This is a genomic window from Silvanigrella paludirubra (assembly GCF_009208775.1).
Classification (GTDB): Bacteria; Bdellovibrionota_B; Oligoflexia; order Silvanigrellales; family Silvanigrellaceae; genus Silvanigrella; species Silvanigrella paludirubra.
In genome coordinates, this window is record NZ_WFLM01000001.1 from 525,321 (window position 1) to 544,095 (window position 18,775).

General features: G+C 26.1%; 15 protein-coding genes and 1 pseudogene. 14 read left to right on the forward strand and 2 right to left on the reverse strand.

Going from position 1 to position 18,775, the window contains the following annotated elements:
• Window positions 1-777: 777 nt before the first annotated feature.
• The 8 genes from GCL60_RS02435 to GCL60_RS02470 all read left to right on the forward strand — a co-directional run bounded on the left by GCL60_RS02435 (window position 778) and on the right by GCL60_RS02470 (window position 9,061).
• Window positions 778-1,782 carry an amino acid--tRNA ligase-related protein gene (locus GCL60_RS02435; protein ID WP_153418274.1) on the forward strand — a complete coding sequence of 335 codons (1,005 nt, stop codon included), beginning with the start codon at window positions 778-780 and terminating at the stop codon, window positions 1,780-1,782.
• A 24-nt stretch (window positions 1,783-1,806) separates the two neighbouring features.
• Complete coding sequence (locus GCL60_RS02440) at window positions 1,807-2,697, forward strand: TauD/TfdA family dioxygenase (protein WP_153418275.1); 891 nt, start codon at window positions 1,807-1,809, stop codon at window positions 2,695-2,697.
• A 28-nt stretch (window positions 2,698-2,725) separates the two neighbouring features.
• On the forward strand, window positions 2,726-3,991 hold the full coding sequence (locus tag GCL60_RS02445) for an ATP-grasp domain-containing protein (RefSeq protein WP_161998046.1): 1,266 nt from the start codon (window positions 2,726-2,728) through the stop codon (window positions 3,989-3,991).
• On the forward strand, window positions 3,982-5,271 hold the full coding sequence (locus GCL60_RS02450) for an MFS transporter (RefSeq protein ID WP_153418277.1): 1,290 nt from the start codon (window positions 3,982-3,984) through the stop codon (window positions 5,269-5,271). Before GCL60_RS02445 ends, GCL60_RS02450 begins: the two co-directional genes overlap by 10 nt.
• Window positions 5,268-6,032, forward strand: a complete 765-nt coding sequence (locus GCL60_RS02455) for an aspartate/glutamate racemase family protein (RefSeq protein ID WP_153418278.1) — start codon at window positions 5,268-5,270, stop codon at window positions 6,030-6,032. The genes GCL60_RS02450 and GCL60_RS02455 overlap by 4 nt, the downstream gene beginning before the upstream one ends.
• A 25-nt stretch (window positions 6,033-6,057) precedes the next feature.
• On the forward strand, window positions 6,058-6,567 hold the full coding sequence (locus GCL60_RS02460; protein WP_153418279.1) for a YbaK/EbsC family protein: 510 nt from the start codon (window positions 6,058-6,060) through the stop codon (window positions 6,565-6,567).
• Window positions 6,568-8,010, forward strand: coding sequence for an ABC transporter substrate-binding protein (locus GCL60_RS02465; protein ID WP_153418280.1), 1,443 nt, complete (start codon window positions 6,568-6,570; stop codon window positions 8,008-8,010).
• A 262-nt stretch (window positions 8,011-8,272) separates the two neighbouring features.
• Complete coding sequence (locus GCL60_RS02470; protein WP_153418281.1) at window positions 8,273-9,061, forward strand: PhzF family phenazine biosynthesis protein; 789 nt, start codon at window positions 8,273-8,275, stop codon at window positions 9,059-9,061.
• 401 nt (window positions 9,062-9,462) lie between these two features.
• Here GCL60_RS02470 and hemG read toward each other — a convergent pair whose 3' ends face one another.
• Window positions 9,463-10,926 (reverse strand): protoporphyrinogen oxidase, encoded by a 1,464-nt coding sequence (gene hemG, locus GCL60_RS02475; protein WP_153418282.1) that lies wholly within the window; start codon window positions 10,924-10,926, stop codon window positions 9,463-9,465.
• Between the two features lie 210 nt (window positions 10,927-11,136).
• On the opposite strand from hemG, the gene GCL60_RS02480 reads away from it, so the two are divergent.
• Both GCL60_RS02480 and GCL60_RS02485 read left to right on the forward strand, forming a co-directional pair.
• Window positions 11,137-11,274 carry a hypothetical protein gene (locus GCL60_RS02480; RefSeq protein ID WP_202613986.1) on the forward strand — a complete coding sequence of 46 codons (138 nt, stop codon included), beginning with the start codon at window positions 11,137-11,139 and terminating at the stop codon, window positions 11,272-11,274.
• A 20-nt stretch (window positions 11,275-11,294) separates the two neighbouring features.
• Complete coding sequence (locus tag GCL60_RS02485; RefSeq protein ID WP_153418283.1) at window positions 11,295-11,861, forward strand: uracil-DNA glycosylase family protein; 567 nt, start codon at window positions 11,295-11,297, stop codon at window positions 11,859-11,861.
• Window positions 11,862-12,017: 156 nt separating this feature from the next.
• Here GCL60_RS02485 and GCL60_RS17500 read toward each other — a convergent pair.
• A pseudogene (locus GCL60_RS17500) lies at window positions 12,018-12,547 on the reverse strand (YceI family protein); the annotation flags it as partial.
• Between the two features lie 188 nt (window positions 12,548-12,735).
• On the opposite strand from GCL60_RS17500, the gene GCL60_RS02500 reads away from it, so the two are divergent.
• The 4 genes from GCL60_RS02500 (at window position 12,736) to GCL60_RS02515 (ending at window position 18,703) form a co-directional block, all read left to right on the forward strand.
• Entirely contained in the window at window positions 12,736-14,757 is a 2,022-nt protein-coding gene (locus tag GCL60_RS02500) for a sulfatase-like hydrolase/transferase (protein ID WP_153418286.1), read from the forward strand.
• A gap of 493 nt (window positions 14,758-15,250) precedes the next feature.
• Window positions 15,251-16,501: a lipopolysaccharide biosynthesis protein gene (locus tag GCL60_RS02505; protein ID WP_153418287.1), complete on the forward strand. Its 1,251-nt coding sequence runs from the start codon at window positions 15,251-15,253 to the stop codon at window positions 16,499-16,501.
• A complete protein-coding gene (locus tag GCL60_RS02510) occupies window positions 16,479-17,606 on the forward strand; it encodes a glycosyltransferase (protein WP_153418288.1) in 1,128 nt (375 codons plus the stop codon). The genes GCL60_RS02505 and GCL60_RS02510 overlap by 23 nt, the downstream gene beginning before the upstream one ends.
• Window positions 17,607-17,608: 2 nt before the next feature.
• On the forward strand, window positions 17,609-18,703 hold the full coding sequence (locus GCL60_RS02515; protein ID WP_161998047.1) for a glycosyltransferase: 1,095 nt from the start codon (window positions 17,609-17,611) through the stop codon (window positions 18,701-18,703).
• The last annotated feature ends 72 nt before the right edge of the window (window positions 18,704-18,775 follow it).

Consider the following 18,775-nt stretch of genomic DNA (forward strand, 5'->3'; position numbering starts at 1 on the left):
GTTCCTATATATTCTAGTAAGTTATTTAGTTCATTCAATGAAAATGATACTAATTGAATCAAATTATCTGAAATAATATTTAATGCACTTTATATATTCACTTTTAAATTCCAAGAACTTTTTCTTAAAATTAATGTTTCTTTAAGTTTCTTTTCCTCAGTGTAGATTTTTTTATCAAATAACCTAAAATTTTCAAAACATAGGCTTTTAGAATGACCGTTTTTTTCTCTTCATTTCTAGAATTGAAATATCTTTATTTATAATTGATATTGCTAAATAAGACTCCTTTGAATTCATATTATATATTATTAACCTAATTTTTATTTTTGCTTTTAAAATTAATTCTCGTTCTTCTTTAGCTTAACTGAATGGCATTGACTCCCTAAGTTGCAGACTAGTAGAAGAACTTTTGGCAGAGCGCGGATTTTTTGTAGATCATACGACTATTCAACGTTAGATTGTGGAATACTGTCCAAAATTACTTAAGAAGTTTTATAAGCTTAGGAAAAGCATCTATGGAAGTTGGAGAATGGATTAGACTTACATCAAGGTAAAATATCAGTGGCATCACCTTTATCCATTCCAAGATTCTTTGTTACCTTCGATTCTTTGCAACAGAACCTTTTATTTAATTTTATATTTTCAAATTAAAGATAAAACTAGTAAATTAATTTATTAAAATTAAAATAAATATATTTTATTTAAAATTGACTTTCTTTATAATTAAGAATATCAAATTTTTAGATCATAAACAATTTAAAGAATAGGCGAGATATTATGGCAAAAAAGAATATTTCATATGAAGAAACATATTTAGTAACACATTCAACAATAAATTCACTAAGGTCCTCTGTTATTTCAATGGGATTTAAAGAAATTCTACCTTGTATTATTTCAAAAAAATATGAACCAGGAGCAAAGCATTCTATTGCAATTCTTGGAAATAAAGAATTACCAAATATTTTAAAAAATGATTCATCTGTAGCAGCAATAGGTAAAGAAGCTTATTATTTACCCGTTAGCCATGTTGTTGAAAAACAAATGTCACTTCAATTTTTACAAAAAGCATTTTGTGTAGCTCCTTGTCTGCGTCTTTTAATGGATGGCGAAGAAAAATCTGGAAAACATATTTATAATTTTTTTCAATTTGAAATTGAATGGCGAACAGAAAGTATGGAAGAAGTGTTTTTGACAGCAAATAAAATTTTAAATAAAACTGCAGAAATTCTGTTAAGTGATAACGATATCATATCTATTTTAAATAAAAAAAATATACCGTTTAAAAACTTAGAATCTCTTTCTACATTACAGTTTCCTATCGTTTCATTTAGAGAAGCACAAAAATTAGTTGGAAAATCTACCAATTGTAATCAAGATTTTACGCAAGATGAAGATACAATTCTTTCCAATAATTTTAATTCTCCATTTTGGATATTTGATTACCCTGCTGGAGTAAGAGATTCTATTTATCATGAAAACGAAAAAGGAACATTCGATACTTATGATTTAATGCTTCCATTTGGATTTGGTGAATTAACGACTGGAGGTATTAGACCTCAATCTAAAGAAGAAATTGTAAAGCAATCAATTACATTGGGTAAATCATATTATCCAGCATATGCCGACTGGAAAGAAACAAGTAAAGTGCAAACTGCAGGATTTGGAATAGGCATTGAAAGATTTATGCGCTTTATAACAGACAGTAATTCAATATTAAATTTTGTTCAATATCACGATGATGGCCCAAATAAAAATATATGTGAAAGTTTTTTTGAAAATTAGATAAATTTTGAGGTATATATAAAGATGTTTTATATAGAAATATCAAATAAATTAAAATCAGAAATTAATAATTTGAGTGAATTCTCAGATAATACAATATTTTTTAATCCTGAGAAATTTGAGATTGCAGTAAATTTAATTGAAAAAAGACATTCTGAAGAAATTAATGAAATAAAATTATTAATTCAAAAAAATGGATATTTAGTTATTAAAAATTTACCAATTGAATTTGAATTACCGTATACACCAAATGCCCCAGATGAAATTATTCAAAAAAAACATTATATAAGTGAAATAAATCTCGTTTTTATAGGTTATATTATTGGTAGAATATTTTCATTTGAAGATGAAAACAAAAATAAAATTCATAATGTATTTCCATCTATAAATCATCAAGAATATACTAGCAGTCTAGGCTCTAAACATCATTTATCATTACATACTGAAATAGCATTTTCAAAGTTTAAGCCAGACTATATTTCTCTAATTTGCGTTCGCAAGTCAAAAAATTTATCACCAACCCTATTATGTGATATGAAAAAAGTTTTTGAGGCAGTGCCAAAACATATATGGAATATTATTCAAAATGAAGATTATTTTATAAGACAACCAGCAACTTTTAAATCTGAAACTATTTATCGAAAAATAAAAGCAATTGAATTAGAAGAAAATAATAATTTTAGCTTCTTTTTTAATTTTATAGATGGAATGATGGTATCACTATCTCAAAAAAGTCATGAAGCTTTAGATGTTATAAAAGATTATGTTTATAAATTAAAAGAAGAAGTTCTTTTAGAAGAAGGGCATGCAATTGTAATTGATAATCATCGCTTTCTTCATGGTCGAGATCAAATACAAGCAAATTTTGATGGTTTTGATAGATGGCTTCAAAGAATTTATATTAGAAAAAAGTAACAGTACTTTATATTATAAAAGGTTTAATGTGAAAAATTTATTATTTATAGTTGAATCATCCGTTTTGGGAGTCAAATATTTATGTGAAGCTGCAAAATATTTAAACTTTAATCCAGTTATTTTATCTGAAATAACAAATCAAGAAGGAGATGCTAAAAAGCAAATATTAGACGAAACGTATTTAAAATGCGAAACCTCATCATTTGATGGAATTGTTGCAGGAATACAAAATTATCATGAAATTTATGAAAATAAAAAAATAGAAGGCCTTGTAACATTACTAGATAGCAGAATTCATATATGCTCTGAAGTATCTCAATTTTTAAATATAAAAGGAATTGAATCTTCATGTCAAATTACAAAAAACAAACAAAATATATGCCGTGATATTGAGGAATATTCACCAAAATATTTTTCTCTAGAAGATTTTTATTCTAACAAAATTAGTAATTATTTTAAAAATAATGAAAAAATTTGTATTAAATTAAAATATGGAGCAGGAGGAAAGGGTTTTTTTATTGTAGATAATTTTGAAATTCTGTTAGAAGAAATTTCAAAAAGATCTTTAACTCCAGAAGAATTTTTTTCTCAATACTTTTTGCAGCAGTATATTCATGGTGAACTTGTTAGTGTTGAAGGATATTTTTTAAATAATGAAGTTAATATTTTTGAATTTACAGGAAGAAGAAAGATAAAAGACACTGAATGTTCACTTGTTTTTCCTTATAGTAAAAATATTACTTTAATTCAAAAAGATAAAATATATGATTGTTTATTAAAAATTAAGAGTCATTATAAATTAAAAAAATCTTTTTTTCATATTGAATTCATAATAACTGCTAATGATATATACTTAATTGATGCAAATATTGGTAGGCCACCAGGGGGTAATTTAATTGAGCTTATTTGTTATTCATTTGGTATAAGTGTTACAGATTTTTTTAAAAACTATCTTTCTATTGTCCTTAAAAGTAATGAATTTTTAAATTTTAAAAAAATAAAAATAAAAGACAATATTTATACTTTTAATGATACATTAAATTCAAGTAAATCTTATTTGGGTGTAGGCTATGGAGTTCCTTTAAGTACAACTTTTATTTCTCTTGATTATACATCAAATGATAACCTTTCATATATCAATGCAATTGATCCAAATACAAAAGTGTGTAAAATGGGTGAAACAAATTGGGCATGGGTTGGTTTAGTTTCAGGAGAAGAATCAAATGTAATAAGTGAATTAAGTAAAATTAAAATTATTACTACAGATGGAGTATTTTCACCAGTATGGCATTAAATAGCATTACTCAAATATTAAAAATAAATAAAGATGGTTTTTCTATACCATTTTTAACAATCCGCTGTTTCACCGTTTTTTGTGAACAAGCGATACTTTTTTTTATCCCTATTTATATATATTCTTTAACAAACCGCACATCATTCTCGGGAATTTCATTTGTAATAGAGTGGCTTCCTACACTATTGCTTATACCATATGCAGGAATTTTATTAGATAAATTTCCTACCAAGGTTTCGTATTTTCTTATTGATTTTTTAAGAGCAATTATTATTTCACTATTGTCTATTTTTATTATATTTAATTTAAATTGGGTTCTTATTGCATTTTGTTCTTCGATTTTAGCAATATTAAGTGCATTAAGTTTTGTCTGCCAAGAAAAAGTTCTTGCCACAAAATTTATTGGAAGTAAATTTGTTTCTTTCCAAATGACTTTACAAATATTTGAACAGTTAGGAACTATTTTTGGCCCACTTGTAGGTGTTTTCTTTATTAAAAAAAGTGAAATATTTTATTTTTTATTTGGTTGTTCCACATTTTTTGTGATAACCTCAATTATAATGCCTTTACTTTTAAAACACTCTCGTTTTCACGAGCCAAAATTAAAAATAAATAATTTTAAATCGAATGTTATAAAACAACTCTATAGTTCAATTTCTTATATAGTAAAAAATAAGCCTTTACTATTTATAATTTTTATTACACTTTGTGTAAATTTTACTTATGGTTATGTTAATGTTATTACTCCATTTCGTGTCATAACAGAACTTGGAAAATCAAATTCAGATATTCTTATTTTAACATCGTATGCTGCTATTGTAAGTATAGTTATTCTAATCATTTCATTTATTTTTGTAAATATAAATAAAATGTATTTAGGAATTGCCTCATTTATTTCAATAATGATTGGAGCCTTTGTAATTTGCACAAGTACAAGTTACCATTTTTATATTATTGGTTATTGCATGATCTTTTCATTGTTACCTATGTTTTCGGTGTTTATTAGGTATTTTAGAAATATATTTACAGATAAAGAATTATTTTCACAAGTTGTAAGTGCAATTGTTGTAATTAATAGATTGAGCTTTCCAATTGTTGGATCATGCATAGCTTTAACTTCATTATTATTTAATCCAAAATATTTTTTAATAGGATGTCTTGTATTTTTTTCTTTATTTGGTTTTATTGCGTTTAGAATTTTAAAGTTTTATTGTGAAATGCAAGTAGATTTAGAAGTTAAAACAATACAAACTACAAGTTTGCTTAAAGGAAAAACATGAAATTTGATAATTACATTCCACAAGTTAATTCAAATCATTATATAAATAAACCAAAAATTGGAATTATTGCAGGTATGGGGCCAAAATCAACTGGCCCATTTATAGAAAAAGTAATATTTTATTTTCAAACTATTTTAAATTTTCAAAAAGATGATGATTTTCCTTATATAAATATTATTTCACTTCCAACACCATTTAGTATTAAAGAAACTATCGATAAAAATATTACATTATTTGATTTAAAATATTCTTTAGATTCTTTATCAAACAGTAAAATAAATTTTATAGCAATACCATGTAACACAGTTCATAAATATTTTACAGAGTATAAAGAGTTTACTAATATTCCTATACTTAATATAATTGATGAAACAGTTAATTTTATAATACAAAATACTAAGGATAAAAAAATAGCTTTACTTGCAACAGCAAGTACTATTTCTTCAGAACTTTATCAAAATGAATTTAATAAAAATGGCTTATCTCTTATATTAGATTCCAGTATCCAAGAAAAATTTGATTCACTTTTAAATATGATTAAAAATATCGAATTTTCTGATGAAATAAAAATTGAAAAATGGCTTTCTCTTGAAAAAGAATTAATTACAAAAGGTGCAAAATCTATTCTTTCAGCATGTACAGATCTGTCATTTTTTCTTAATAAATTACCATTTAAGCAAAAACTAATATGTTTTGATTCTATGGATATTTTAGCGAAACAAGTTGTAATATATTATTCAAAACTTGCAAATATTAATTAATAATTTTAAGATGTAGGGTAAAAAAATGTTAGTTTCTGATAATCTTATTTCATATTTAAATCAATCTTTTGCAAAGTATTCCTTATTAGATCATAAACCAACATTAACCAGTGAAGAAAGTTTGAGCGTAAGAATTGAAGCTGGATATAAAAACATTGTGGGTGCTAAAGCTTTATTACTTGAACTATTGCAAAAAGATATTGAATTACGAGAAAGGGTATTGTGCATACTTCCTGGTAGTTCAAAATTAAATGAAAAAAAATTAGTTGAAGCTATTGGATATGGAAAGAAATTAAAATTTTTAGATAAAGAAACTATGTTAAGAGATTATAACCTTGTTCCTGGTAGTGTTCCGCCCTTTGGTAATCCAATTATTATTGTTAAACATTTTATCATAGATTCTGATATTTTTCAGGCACCTCTTCTTGGTTTTAATGCGGGATTATTAACGAGATCAATTATAATTGAACCACAAGAATATAAAAAAGTTCTTAAAAATTATACTATCGCTTCAATAGCAAATAGGGATATTTAAATGAATACACTTAGGATATCAACTCCTTTGATCTCACTTGATTTATCTCCATTTTATTTAAAATCAGGTGATTATGATTTAGCGCGAGCCCTCTTTTCGCCTTGGTTTTTATATGATGGTAATATTAAGCCATATTTAATTGAAAAATACTCAGCAAATGAAAATTTTACTATATTTCGTTTTGAAATAAAAAAAAATCTTTACTTTCATAATAAAAGAGAAGTTAATTCACAAGATTTTAAATTTAGTTTGCAAAGAGGAATGCTTTTTAATGCAAGAAATAGTTTTAAAAATATTTTACTTTGTATTGAAGGTTCATATCAAATTGATGATTTTACTGATATATATAAAGACTGTGTTTCAGGAATTAAATTAATTAATAATTATACATTTGATATTATTTTAAAATATCCTTGTTCTCATTTTCCTATCTATTTTACTAGGTCTGCTTTAAGTATTGTTCCGTATGAAGCACTTGATGATGATAAACCTTGGCTTTGGAAAAAATATCCTATTGGAACGGGAGCATTTCAAGTAATTGAAAATATAAATAATAAAGTACAATTAGAGTTAATTAAATTTCCATTACATTTTTCAACTAACAGCTCATTGTTTCAAAAGATAATTTTTAGCCAACCGAATTCTGAATTTAAAGCTGATATTACTTTAGATCAAGAATATTCATATTATCCAAATTTTTTGCATGTTGAATCTAAATTTTCGATGATTATTGCCCTTGAGCATTTTCATCATACAGGACCAACAGAATATTTTTTATTTTTGAGAAAATTAATAAATTCTGCGCTTGATAAAAATATTTTTATTAAATACTATATAGAAAATTCTAATTTATCGGCCATTGAAACAAATCAATTTTTACCCACTTCTATAAAAAAGTATAATTTTATAAAAAAAATGGATGATTTTAATTCATTATATATAGAATTTTTAGAAAAATTTGAAAAAATCCCTTTTATTAATATTGTTGTATATAATTTATATGGTAAAGAATCTATTATCTATAAACTTCAAATATTATTATTTGAAACTCTGCAAAATTTTAATTTGCCTGTACAAATTAAATATTGTGACTCACTTGATTTTGATTTAAATCCTATTCAGCATTATGTTATTTTAGCAAGCTCAAGTTTTAACTATCCAGTGCAAGATAATTTATCTTTATTTTTTTCAAATACAAATGAAATTTTTCGTTATGAAGACTCTGATCTGTTGAATTTAAAAAAAATAATAAAACAAGCTGGTATTGAAAATAATTTGGATAAAAAAGAAGAATTGTATTTAAAGTTTCACGAAAATTTAATAAATTTAGGTTTAATATATCCACTATTCGAAACTTTTGAATATGCTTGTATCAATACTTCCATAATGGATCCAAAAAAAATATTTTATCATGGATACCATCCATATTATGAGTTTATGTAGCTCTTTTATTTTTTGGTTAACCCAAGTTTTCAAACAAGTTAACAGCAGATGACAAAAAACTCATAACTTACAACTCATAACATTAACCGAATGCCATTGACTTGCAAATAACCTCTATATTACAATACATAATCTAGAGATGAACATAAGTTAAAATTACCTTCCATATTAATATTGCTCTTTACCTTATAAAAAGTATTATAAAAATATAAAGTTCAGATAACTGATAAAATATCCAAAATAATTTTGGAAGGAGTTCTGTATGACAAAAATTTGGATTGTTGATGCTTTTACAGACACTGCTTATAGAGGAAATCCTGCTGCAGTGATGATTGTAGACGAATTTCCACTAAATATGCTGCAAATTGCCAAAGAAATGAATTTATCAGAAACAGCCTTTGTAATGCCACTAGGTGGAAATCGATTTCATATACGTTGGTTTACTCCTACTGCAGAAGTAAAGCTTTGTGGTCATGCGACACTTGCTGCAGCTCATGTTTTAATGTCTACGAAGTTAATTTTAAGTGACAGTATTATATTTGATTCATTATCAAACGAACTTTTGGTAAATAAAATATCTGATTCATATTCGTTAGACTTTCCTTTACAAAAAATTGGTCAAAACATATCTAAAGAGCTTTATAAAAAAGCTTTACAATTAAATGACGAAATTCTTGAAGTAGTAAAAGCATTTGACGATGTTTTAGTTCTTGTTAAGGATGAGGATATTGTAAAAGAATTATCCCCAGATTTTTCAAGATTATTGGAGGTTGATGCAAGAGGAGTTATTGTTACAACTCATTCTTCGAAATATGATTTTGTTTCTAGATTTTTTGCTCCTAAATTAGGTGTAAACGAAGATCCTGTTACGGGTTCTGCACATTGTAAACTTGCTGATTATTGGAGTAAAAAATTAAATAAAAAAGAATTAATTGCCTATCAAGCAAGTGAAAGAGGAGGTGTTATTAAAATTTTAGTTAACGATGAAAGAGTTATATTAAATGGAAAAGCTATAACAATTCTTGAAGGTAAATGGTTAGTTCAAATTTAAATCTAATGAAAAATGAGAATATATAATTGATTCCTTTATTTTAATATTTCAAAAGTATGCCAAAAAAAAAATTGGAAATTAGCTCAAAATTGCTTTCCAAAAAGATGAAATATTTTTAGTCCTTTTTCATTTAGAATTATCTTTGCTTTTTGCATCAAAGCGCCCAAGACCCCTATTCAGCGAAAATGATTGGTCAATATTACAAGATTTCTTAACCTAATGCCAATGATCTAGGGGATTCATGCAAATAACCACAATTTTATTCTCGTCATTTTGAAATAAGCTCTATTTTGATAATTTAAAAAACTAAATTTATTATTAATATAGATTTACTTTATCATAATTTACAAATTTAAATTTAGGATTTTTATAAGATCATTTTCGTATTTAAAAAATATTTATTAATTTAAATTATCTATATAGATTAGCATGTTTTTAGAAACTATTTCTGCTTGTTCTAAACAGTCTGAAATGGAAGGACCTTTTATATAATTGCCAGTAAAAAAGAGACCCGGAACCAATGCTTCTATTTTCCAAATAGCTTCAAGAACTTTGTCTTGTTCTATTGTTGCTAAAGGAATATAATTATCCCATTTAACAACATGAGTGAAATCAAAATAAATATTTTTATCAATAATTTTAGTTTCCAATAATCTTAATTTTGAAATTTCAATTAATTCTTCATTTGATTTTTGATTTATGAGGGGATTTCTATCACCGCCTAATAAAACTCTGAACAAATTAGAATTAGTCGGGGCATGACTAGGGTAGGTGGAATGAACAAAAATTGTTCCTAAAATATCTTTAGACCATTCACCTGCTAGAGCGCCAAAGCCTTTGATGGATGTTGTATTTTCTGGAATATTACTGGAACCTAATCCAATAATTGCAATGCTATGTGACTCAATGTTTTTTAATTTAAGAAAGGATTTTTCTAATTCTCCTTTTTCTAATTCCATTGATTGAATGGAAATATTTTGATCTCTCCATGGTTGTCCTGAATACAATACACAATGATATTGTTCTTGATATAAATTATTTTCTTTTAGAAAATTTACAGATATAAAATTAGACTCTCTTTTTATTAAATTAACATTAGAATTTAAATTTAAAACAAGTTCAATATTATTTTTTAAGCATTCTTTTTTTAATTCATTAAATAAAGTATTTACTAGAAATTCCATTCCATTCGAAAAACTTGCCAATCCTTTTGGAGAGGATTTTTTCTTTTTTAAAAACAAATTTTTGCATAAATGAATAAAACCCATTTTTATTAGACTACCATAACCGTTTTCTAGTGATTGTAGTTTAGGAAAAGTATACCTTAATAATAACTTTCTTGATCCACCACCCCAAATTCCAAAAGATAGGGAAACAAGAAAAGTATTTGCAAATTTTTTTCCAAAACGACGTTCAAAAAATGAATAAAGGGTTTCATTTAAATTAATAGTTTTAGGTTTTTTAATAAATATTTCTAAAAATATTCTAAAAATATCTTTAAATTTTAATAATCCACTCTTTTTTAATTTAAAAATATTTGGTGTTAAAGCCACGCATAATTTTTGAGTTAAAATATAACGTTTTTGTTCTTTTTGGTTTGGTAAAATGACTTGATTTTCTATTTTTAAATCTTGAAGGCATTTTAAAAATGATTCTCTATTTAATAAAACTCCTTGAGCACCATGCTCTAGTCTAAAATGATTTATATATGTGCTTTTAAGAACACCACCAATCGTTTCTTCTTTATCAAAAAGAGCTATTTTTTTTATATTTTTATTTTCACTTCTAGATAAAAGATAGGCGGATCTTAGACCAGATATTCCTGCACCAATAACAGCTATATCTATGCTTTTGTTCTGACTCATATATTTAGACCTTATAACAGAAAAATCTCAAAAACCGTGGGCATCATGATTTATTTTCTAAATTCCGTCAATAATAATCTTAGGTATTAAATATAAATTTCCAAAAGGAAGTTTTGAAAAAATTAAGAAATGATTTTTAATATGACTTTTTAAATGTAACATTAAAATTTGAGTTTTGTTATAAAATTATTTAATGTAAATCGGAACCATTTGAAAATAATTTTTGCCGCAAAACGTTTTGGTTCTGCGGATGAAATGGCTAAAGTTGTTTTATTTCTTGCTTCTTCCGATTCAAGTTACCTATATGGTTCTCACATTTTGGCTGATGGTAGTTTTGCAAATATTTGATGAAATAGGGAAAAAATAAATTGACTTCCATACTAAAAAAAGTTTTGCAGTGCAAATACTGCGTGAATGAACTTCCTTTAAAGCCTAAACCAATTTTAAATTTTTCTGCCAGTGCAAAAATTTTAATTGCTGGACAAGCCCCAGGTATCAAAGCTCATGAATCTGGAATTCCTTGGAATGATCAAAGCGGAGAAAGGTTGAGGGATTGGTTAGGAATAGATAAAGATATATTTTATAATCCAAAGAAAATAGCAATAGTTCCTATGGGATTTTGCTATCCAGGTAAAGGAAAATCTGGAGATTTACCACCAAGAAAAGAATGTAAAGAAATTTGGTTTGAAAAAATTCATGAAGAATTAAGTAACATTCAATTAAAAATTATTATTGGATCATATGCTCAAGAATATTATTTTTCATTAAAAAATGAAACTTTAACGGACGTTGTTAAAGCATGGAAAAAGTATTTACCATCATGTATTCCATTGCCTCATCCCTCACCAAGAAATAATATTTGGTTAAAAAAAAATCCTTGGTTTGAAAAAGATCTTATACCTGTTCTAAGAAAAAAAGTAGCTTTGTATTTATAAAAAAACTTAAGTCTTTTAATAATTTTAAAAATACAAAATATTAAATTTTAATGAAATGACAAAGAATTATTTTGAAGATGCCATTTCAATGGAATCAAGATCTATTTGAATTTTAACATCATTACCAACCGCAGCTTCTCCTGCAATTCCTGTCATTCCATCTCCATTCCATTTAATACCATAATCCTGGCGAACTATTTTTACAGATGCAGAGCCTCCAAGATGTTGCTTTTTATCAAGTGGACTAACTCCTGGTCCTGCAATATCTGTTACGTCAAGAACAACCGATTTTGTAACGCCATGAATTGTAAGATCACCTGTTACTTTTAATCCATTTTTACCATTTGCTTTTGCACTTTTAGAAACAAAAGTAATTTTACCGAATTTCGTAACATCTAAAAATCTGGAGATTTAACATGCTCATCTCTTTTTGAATTTCCAGTATCAATTGAACTTGCATCAATTTCAGCATTTACTTTAGTGCTTTGAGGATTTTTTGGATCATATTCAATCGTGCCGGTAAATTTTTTAAACTCACCTTTTACTGTATTAATTCCTAAATGACGTACACCAAATTCAACTTTAGTATGAACAGGATCTAATTCATATTTTGATGCAATTGCGTATGAAAAAGAAGGTAACAAAATTGAAGTGGACAAAACAGATAGTGCTATTTTATAGTTCATCTTAACTCCCCTTATAAATAAATAATCACAAGAAAACAATTATTAAATTCGGTTGGGTATATTCTTATTCTAAAATCATTGTCAAATAAATTAATAAGTTGTATAAGCCAGTTGTTCTTGTAAGTCCAATTAGTTTTCTGTTCGATTCTCATTTTTTAGTAACCTCAATTTAATTTTTGGAGAAAAACATGAGTTCTTCAGCACGTCCTAAAAATATTCTTTTAATTATTGCAGACCAATATCGTCATCCTGGGAACGTTACCGAACAAACAGAGGGTTTTGATAATCATTTAAAATCGATTCTTGGTTTTCAAGGTGATGTTACTTCTGCAAATCCGTATCAGGAATTTTTTCCTGGATTAATGCGCTTACGTAAAAATGCTGTTGTATTAAAAAATCATATGATTGCATCAAGTGCATGTATTCCAAGTCGATCCGCACTTTTTACAGGGCAGTATGGAACTCGAACAGGTGTAACACAAACAGATGGAATATTTAAAAGTGGTGAAGCAAGTCAGTTTCCTTGGTTAAAACAAGATGGCATTCCTACATTAGGTAACTGGATGCAAGCTGCAGGTTACCGAACACATTATTTTGGGAAATGGCATTTATCGCATCCTTCAATTTCTTCATTAAAAGAATTTGGTTTTGATAATTGGGAACTTTCATACCCAGAACCACATGGTTCTCTTGTTAATAATTTAGGAATTTATCGCGATCCTATTTTTGCAGATAGTGCTTGCAGTTTTTTACGAAGAGAAGGACTTGGTGCTCCATTTGGAATTTCACTTGCAAAACAAGAACAAAATGATCCATTAGGTAACGTACCAAATCCAGCAGAAACTCCTCCTTGGTTTGCCGTAGTGTCATTTGTAAATCCGCATGATATTGCAACTTATCCTGCAGTTACAGCTGTAGCACTTCCTAATGCAAATTCGGAATCATCAAATAATAATAACGTAACACAATCACCTTTAGGACCATTGTCTGTTCCTAAGCATGGAGAAAAATCTGTTTTTCCAGTAGGAGGAACAATGAAAGTTCCTTTAAATGAGAAGGGTTTCCCCCAAGCCAATTCTGAAATTGTTCCTACTTATAATGAAACATTAGAAGATAAACCTAGTTGTCAAAAAGATTATGCCTATAAAATGGGTCTATCTTTAAGTTCTAAAATGGGACTAAATGAAGCAAAAAATATGGAGAAAAATGGAGCGATCACACAAGATAACGTAACAAATTATGCAGTCAATGTTGCATTAAGAAGTTCAATTCCATTTGCACTTGCAGAAAATAAAGAACAAGTTTCCTTAAAGTTTATTCAATTTTATGCTTATTTACATGCACTCATGGATACTCATATTAATAGAGTATTGCAAACATTAGAAGAAACAGGTCAAGCAGAAAATACGATTGTTGTTTTTTTAACAGACCATGGCGAATGTGGCGCTGCTCATCATATGATGATGGAAAAGTGGCATACTGCTTATGAAGAAGTTTTACATGTACCGGCAGTAATAAAACTTCCATCATCCATTCATGCGAATACAAATTCAAAAGATGCATTGAGAGAAATTCAATCTTTAACAAGTCATGTTGATATTTTGCCCACAATACTTGGATTAGCTGGTATAAATGAAGAAAAAAGACAAGAAATCGCAAATAAATTTCTAAAAAATCGTCCAATACCGCCATTTCCAGGAATTGATTTATCTCCTCTTATTTTAAATAATCAGCATGATGGTATTGTAAGAGAAAAAGATGGTTCTAGAAGGCAAGGAGTTTTATTTATAACAGATGATGAAATTACAGCTCCTTTACAAACATCTTGGCAGCCTTATGAAAATTTGAAGTTAGAAGAATTTGAAGTTTTTAATGCTACTGTTGATGCTATTCGTAAAGGAATGGTTCCCGGAAAAGTGGTCACAGATTTATCACCAGGATCTGTAAGGCAACCCAATCATATTCGCTGTGTCAGGACTGAAGAGTATAAATTGGTTAGATACTTTGATCCTTCAGGAATAGAAAACGAAGAATGGGAAATGTATCATTTAGGAAATGATCCCTATGAAGCAATTAACTTATTAGAAGTTAAAGTATCTCCACCAATTCCAAGATCAAATCTTCCTTCTTGGATCAATGCTGGAACAGTTCAAGAAATGGCAAATAGTCTTGTTAACTTACTTATTTCTCTTGAAAATAAGAATTTATAAAACTTCTAATAAAATTCAAAAGCATAGTTGCAACAAAACCAAAAGTTAACTCTTCTTCAATATTTGACAACACACCCTAATTAACATGTGTATACGTCATCAGTTTAAACTTTGTATTAAAAAAATTTAATTTAAATTACATATAGTTATATGTATTTAAGGAAATATTCGAATAATATAAGAGATTTAAAAAAAAATAACTTATTTGCATTTTATAAAATATTTATATAAAGACTTTTGTTGAGCTTATGTTTTTTATTTTATCTAAATAATTAACAAAATGTAATTTATTAAATGAAAATATTGTTAAAGTTAGAATTTTATAATTCAAATTTTAGAATAATCTGGTGTTAAATTTATGATTTCGAATCGAATTTTTTTCTACTCTTTTGCAACAATAATTTTCATGATGTTTAGTTGCTACTTTTTAACAAGTTATAATTTGAAATATATTATAAAATATTTAATAATAGAGGGATAAAATAAAATTTTTATGATTATTAATATATTAAATGTATCAAGCGGTTATATACTTAGATATTTTTTCCAAATATTTTCATTTTTAATTGTTACGAATATCTTAGGAACCACTTTATTCGGACAATTCACTGCAGCCATAAGTGTTGCAGCTATTCTTTCTAGCATTGCTGGATGGGGTGGTTATCCGCTCATAATGAAAGATATAACAAATAATATTGAAGCCAAAACTACATACACATCATCATTGTTTATTTCATTTATTTTATCAATATTTTTAATTATTATTGGACTTATAATAAATTTTATTTGGTTTAAAGAAATAAATTATTTATCATTTTTATTTCTTCTTATTTCTGAAGTATTTATCTCCACAACTCTTGTAAATGCTTCATCTTTATTTATTGCACATTCTATGTTAAGTAAATCAACTCTGATACAAATTCTTAGTGGAATATCAAAAACAATTGCTGCTGGAATAATGTACTTTTTTCCAATTTATAATATTCATAACCCTAAAATTCTTGATTATTGGTGCATGCTTATTTTACTATCTAATATCATAATTTTTGTAATAATTAATTACATAGTTATTAAAAAATTTGGCATGTTCGTTTTAAATAAAATTACAATCATTTCTAATTTTAAGAATGGTGGTTGGTTTGCACTTTTAGTTTTCTCAGAGTCATTATATGTTAATTTTGATAAAATTATTTTAGCATTTTTAATTGGGTTTTCTGATTTAGGGAAATACTCGTCAGCTTTTAGATTTATTTATATTGCCTATTTGCCATTAAATTCAATACTTACTATATCTTATAAAAAATTCTTTGAATTAGCAAATAAAGATATTACTGAAACGAGAAAACATGCTTTTAGTGTACAAAAAATTACAATTAAATATTCTTTATTTGCGTTTTTAAGTTTAGTTATATTTTCATTTTTCCTTGAGTTTATTTTAGGAGAAAATTATGCTGGTACAAATTTAATACTAAGATATATGTCCATAGTTTTAATTTTCCAAGCATTATATGCTCCATTTAATGATTATTTAGTTAGTTTAAAAAAAGAAAAATATGTAACTATAATAAAAATATCTTCAATAATATTAAATATATTATTTAACTTAATTCTTACTCCTAAGCTAGGAGTAAATGGAGCTATAATTTCTTATATTCTTGGACAAATATTTTTGTGCACAATGATTTTTTATACTCCTAACTCAAAAAACGAGGTTATTTACCATGGAAAAAAGAAAAAAACATAAAATTCTTTTTATAATCATGAATTTATGTAGCGGAGGAGCAGAAAGAGTTCTTCTAAACTTAACAAGAGAGCTAGATAAAAAAAAATATGATATACATATTTTTATAGTTAAAAATCACATTGAATATATTTCTGAAATACCAGAAGAAGTTACAATTCATTATGGGATTGAGAAAGATAAAAATATTTACTTTAATTTTCCCATTATTTTATTGAAACTAATAAAAATAGCATTCAATTCTAACAGAATAATTGGAGCTTTAGAATATTGGCCTACGTTTTTGTCAACATTTTTATCTATTATTCTATTCAAAAAATGTATAAATTGGGTACATATAGATATAATATCACATTTAAAAAATCAAAAATTTTATATTAAAATTTTATCAAAATTTGTTTACAGATTTACTGACATATCCATATGCGTTTCAAATAGCAATCTTATATCTTTCAAGAAGAATTTTATACATAAAAAATCTGATTTTATATATAATATTATAGATTTTGATAAGATTAATCTTTTAAGTAAAGAAGCTATTCCAGAAGAAGATAAAATTAATTATGAATACATAATTGCAATTGGAAGAGTGGAATACCCTAAAGATTATACATCGCTTATTACAGCTTATTATAATTTAAAAAAGAAAAATAATATTAAAGAAAAATTTCTTATTTTTGGCAATGGATCAGATTACAAGAACATTATTACTCTAATTGATCGTCTTGGCCTTAATGAAGATGTTATTTTAATGGGTTTTCATGAAAATGTCTTTAAATACTTAAAAAACGCTAAGTTATTTATTCATGCAAGCTATTGTGAAGGATTTGGATTAGTTTTATTAGAAGCTTTATATCTTGGAAAAATTGTTTTAGCTGCTTATAAATACAAACATGGACCATTTAATGAAGTATTATTAAACGGAAAATGCGGCTTAATTATTGAAGAATACGACAATTCTATTTTAGAAAATGCAATACTCAAAACTCTAAATCTAAGTGATTTTGAAAAAGAAAAATATATTCAAAATGGATACAATAGAATTAAAGATTTTGACAAAGAAAAAATAATATCCAAATGGGATCAAATACTTACTGGAAAGATCTAATTATGATAGAATATAGAAACATACTATTTTTTAATCAAGCAATTGAATTTGGTGGGCATGAAATAATGTCGCTTAAAATAATTAAAAATTTTTCAAAAAGAAGTTTATTAAATATAATAGTATGCTCTCATAAAAATAACGTAAAATTCATCGAAGAATTAAATAAAATACCTAATATTAAAATAATAATTCATGATATAAATTATTCTAAAGTCGATTTTTTAAAAGGGATATTTCACTTTTTATTCAATAATTATTTTAAAAAACTATTGAATAAAGAAAATATTCATACAGTAATATCTATTCAAGGATCTGTTAAAATGTCTGCAATTATTCATTTTTCTTGCCGAAGGTTGAAAATTAATTCAATTGCATACATTCCATCTTATGCAGAAACTAAAAATATTGTTAATAAATTAATTAATAAACTAATATTAAAATTACCTATAAATTTTATTGTAATTTCAGAATACTGGAAAGAAGTATTTATGAATATTACAAAGAAAAACAAAAGAAATTTCCATGTAATAAACAATTTATTAACAAATAACTTTAGTAATCATGAAAATAATTTTTCTAATGATAAGAAAAAAATTTTTCTAATTGGTAGACTTTGTTCATATAAAAATCAAATATTTTTATGTGAAACTTTAAAAATCTATCCTGATTTAATTAATGCCTATGACTTTTTTATTGTAGGCGATGGACAAGACTATGAACTTTTATCAAATCATATCTCTGTAAAAACGGGAAAAATTAAAATTTTACCATGGGATTCATCAAATGACTTATATTTAAATGCAGATATTATTTTGATGACTTCTGTTTATGAGGGGCTACCTCTCGTTGCTATAGAGGCAATGGCTCTAAAAAAGCCTCTAATATTACCGGGAATAAAAGAATTAAAAGATCTTACTATATCTGAATTTATTTATACACCTGGAGACTATTTTTCACTAAATAAAATATTAAAAGACAATGTTTCTCAATTTTCTGAGAAAGCAATTCAAAGGAATTATGAATATTATAAAAACAATTTTACCAATGAAATATTTGAAAAAAATTGTGAAGAGTTCTTCCAATATGTCCTTAAATAAAAATATTCTTTAATTCATTGTTGTTGAAAGTAATACAGCCGTAAGTTATTGAAAAAGATTCATAAGTGTAAG

Coding starts and splice junctions, on each gene's coding strand:
- GCL60_RS02435 (WP_153418274.1), top strand. CDS start 778: ATGGCAAAAAAGAATATTTCATATGAAGAAACATATTTAGTAACACAT.
- GCL60_RS02440 (WP_153418275.1), top strand. CDS start 1,807: ATGTTTTATATAGAAATATCAAATAAATTAAAATCAGAAATTAATAAT.
- GCL60_RS02450 (WP_153418277.1), top strand. CDS start 3,982: ATGGCATTAAATAGCATTACTCAAATATTAAAAATAAATAAAGATGGT.
- GCL60_RS02455 (WP_153418278.1), top strand. CDS start 5,268: ATGAAATTTGATAATTACATTCCACAAGTTAATTCAAATCATTATATA.
- GCL60_RS02460 (WP_153418279.1), top strand. CDS start 6,058: ATGTTAGTTTCTGATAATCTTATTTCATATTTAAATCAATCTTTTGCA.
- GCL60_RS02465 (WP_153418280.1), top strand. CDS start 6,568: ATGAATACACTTAGGATATCAACTCCTTTGATCTCACTTGATTTATCT.
- GCL60_RS02470 (WP_153418281.1), top strand. CDS start 8,273: ATGACAAAAATTTGGATTGTTGATGCTTTTACAGACACTGCTTATAGA.
- hemG (WP_153418282.1), bottom strand. CDS start 10,926: ATGAGTCAGAACAAAAGCATAGATATAGCTGTTATTGGTGCAGGAATA.
- GCL60_RS02500 (WP_153418286.1), top strand. CDS start 12,736: ATGAGTTCTTCAGCACGTCCTAAAAATATTCTTTTAATTATTGCAGAC.
- GCL60_RS02505 (WP_153418287.1), top strand. CDS start 15,251: ATGATTATTAATATATTAAATGTATCAAGCGGTTATATACTTAGATAT.
- GCL60_RS02510 (WP_153418288.1), top strand. CDS start 16,479: ATGGAAAAAAGAAAAAAACATAAAATTCTTTTTATAATCATGAATTTA.
- GCL60_RS02515 (WP_161998047.1), top strand. CDS start 17,609: ATGATAGAATATAGAAACATACTATTTTTTAATCAAGCAATTGAATTT.